The following is a 2,546-nucleotide window of genomic DNA, read 5'->3' as shown; positions in this document are numbered from 1 at the left end:
TCACAAACAGGTATACAACGAAGAGGGCCTACCAATTGAAGGTGTATACGAGGATTTGAATGGTGACGGTATAATCAACGACAATGATCGTTATTTTTATAAATCTCCTGTGCCAGATTATATGCTCGGCTTCACGACACAGGTTCGCTATAAAGAATGGTCACTATCTACGGTACTACGTGCAAACATCGGTAACTACATATACGATAATATTTCATCCAACTTTGCTAGCCAATACAATGTGCTAGATCCCAATGGCCCGATTAATAACGCACCGGTATCCTTTTTAGATACTAAATTTTTACAGAAGCAGTATACTAGTGACTATTACATTCACAATGCTTCATTCTTAAAGATGGATAACTTGTCTTTGAGCTATGCGGCGGGTAGCATTTTCCCTAATGGAATCGGTCAGCTTACGGTATCGGCGAACGTCCAAAACGTGTTCACCGTATCTAAATACAAGGGGGTCGATCCAGAGATAAGTAGCGGAATTGACAACCGATTCTATCCAAGACCACGCACATTCGTTCTTGGGCTAAACCTAGGTTTTTAATATTTAAAGAAAAAGAAATGAAACGGAATATATTTGCAGCAATTGTTTTAGCTATAGCTTGTAGCTGTAGCCAGGACCTGAATTTAACACCAACTAATGATATTACAGCCGATGTGGCATATGGCACGCCGGAAGGATATAAAAACGCATTGGCGAAAGTTTATGGAAGTTTCGCAGTTACAAGTGGAAAGGGGCCGGGTGATAGTGATCTTGGTGGTATCGACGCTGGCACCTCGGACTTCTTACGTTTGTACTGGAATGCTCAGGAACTCGCTAGTGATGAAGGTATATGCGCCTGGCTGGGGGACCCTGGGGTAGCGGATCTAAATTACCTGACATGGAATTCAAGTCACATTATGTTGCGTGGACTGTATACGCGTAGTTTATACCATATAACGGTAATCAATGAGTTTCTACGCGAGAGTACCGACGATAAACTAGCAGCACGGGGAATAACAGGAAACGATGCAGAACAAATTGCGATATACCGTGCAGAAGCCCGGTTCTTGCGCGCATATCAATATTGGGTGCTGATGGATCTTTTCGGGAATCCTCCATTTATTACCGAGGAGAATGAGATCGGAAAAACGCCTCCTATCCAAATTACTAGAACGGATTTATTTTCTTTTGTAGAAAATGAATTAAAAGACGTAGAAACTCTACTTCCTGAAGCCCGACAAAATGAATACGCCCGAGCAGATAAAGGAGCCGCATGGGCGCTCCTCTCTCGTCTGTATCTCAACGCAGAAGTCTATACAGGTCAGGCAAAATACACCGAAGCAATAAATTACGCCAGCAAAGTTATTGATGCCGGATATAGCTTAAAGGCAAACTATGCGCACCTGTTCACGGCCGATAACAATATCAACAATTCTGAAATAATTATGCCCATCGCATATGACGGTCAGCAAACACAAAATAATGGTGGTACCACTTTTCTAATAAACTCTTCCGTACATTCATCAATGACCCCTTCCGACTTCGGAATTCCTAGTGGTGGTTGGGGAGGAAATAGAAGTCGGGCAACACTTCCTGCCGTCTTTGAGGATCCAACCGGGGGCACAGACAAAAGGGCGATGTTCTTTGGAAGCAACCCAAATATCGAAGATCCCTCTGTTTTCACGGAAGGGTTGGCGATCACAAAGTTTACAAATTTAACATCCACGGGGGAAAATGGGCGATCGGTGAATGGAACATTTTGTTCAACAGATTTTCCTTTATTTCGTTTAGCAGAACAATATCTAAACTACGCAGAGGCGGTAATGAGAGGAGGGACAGGTGGAACAAATGCACAGGCGTTAACCTATTTAAATTTACTCCGAGAGCGAGCTTACGGAAACACTTCAGGAAATCTTTCAACTTTATCGCTCGATATCGTTCTAGAAGAACGCAGCAAAGAATTGTACTGGGAAGCGTTCCGTAGAACCGATCTTATTCGTTTTGGTAAGTATACCAGTGGAAGCTATTTGTGGCCCTTCAAAGGTGGTGTCGCTATAGGTAAAGAAGTAGAGGACTATAGAACATTATTTCCTTTGCCAGCAGCTGATCTTATTTCAAACCCTAATCTAGTACAAAATCCGGGATACTAACATCGATTAAATTGAAAATTATGAAACTTATAGGTCTTAATATAATTGCAACTGTGCTGATCCTTATCATGGGGGGATGCCAAAAAGAGGAAACCAAGCTGGTTGCCTCGCCTGTTAGTGCAGCAATACTTAACGTATCGGAATCATCCATCGTCCTTTCTAAAGAACGCGAAAATGAACAAGCAATATCTTTTCAGTGGACGCCTGCAGATTTTGGATATTCGGCAGCCGTTACCAACGTACTACAAATAGCGCCTAAAGGCGTGGATTTTTTGGGAGCCAAAGAAATTACTCTCGCAGCGGGAACGAGCGAAATTAATTATACAACCCTCGAGCTTAATGGAATATTATTAGCTCTCGAGTTACCTGTGGACATCCAGAGTGAACTTGAAGTCCGTTTA

The 2,546-nt window shown here is 42.6% G+C and carries 2 protein-coding genes and 1 pseudogene; all 3 read left to right on the top strand.

Annotated elements, in window-relative coordinates; genetic code table 11:
- Positions 1 to 556 (top strand): annotated as a pseudogene (locus HP439_RS18675) (SusC/RagA family protein); the annotation flags it as partial.
- Positions 557 to 573: 17 nt separating this feature from the next.
- Complete coding sequence (locus HP439_RS18670) at positions 574 to 2,145, top strand: RagB/SusD family nutrient uptake outer membrane protein (protein ID WP_172391839.1); 1,572 nt, start codon at positions 574 to 576, stop codon at positions 2,143 to 2,145.
- Positions 2,146 to 2,165: 20 nt separating this feature from the next.
- Positions 2,166 to 2,546 (top strand): SusE domain-containing protein (locus HP439_RS18665; protein WP_172391838.1); only part of this gene is annotated, 381 nt, incomplete at its 3' end.

Source organism: Sphingobacterium shayense (genome assembly GCF_013179575.1).
Taxonomy (GTDB): Bacteria; Bacteroidota; Bacteroidia; order Sphingobacteriales; family Sphingobacteriaceae; genus Sphingobacterium; species Sphingobacterium shayense.
This window is presented reverse-complemented; position numbering and strand designations above follow the sequence as displayed.

Coding starts and splice junctions, on each gene's coding strand:
- HP439_RS18670 (WP_172391839.1), top strand. CDS start 574: ATGAAACGGAATATATTTGCAGCAATTGTTTTAGCTATAGCTTGTAGC.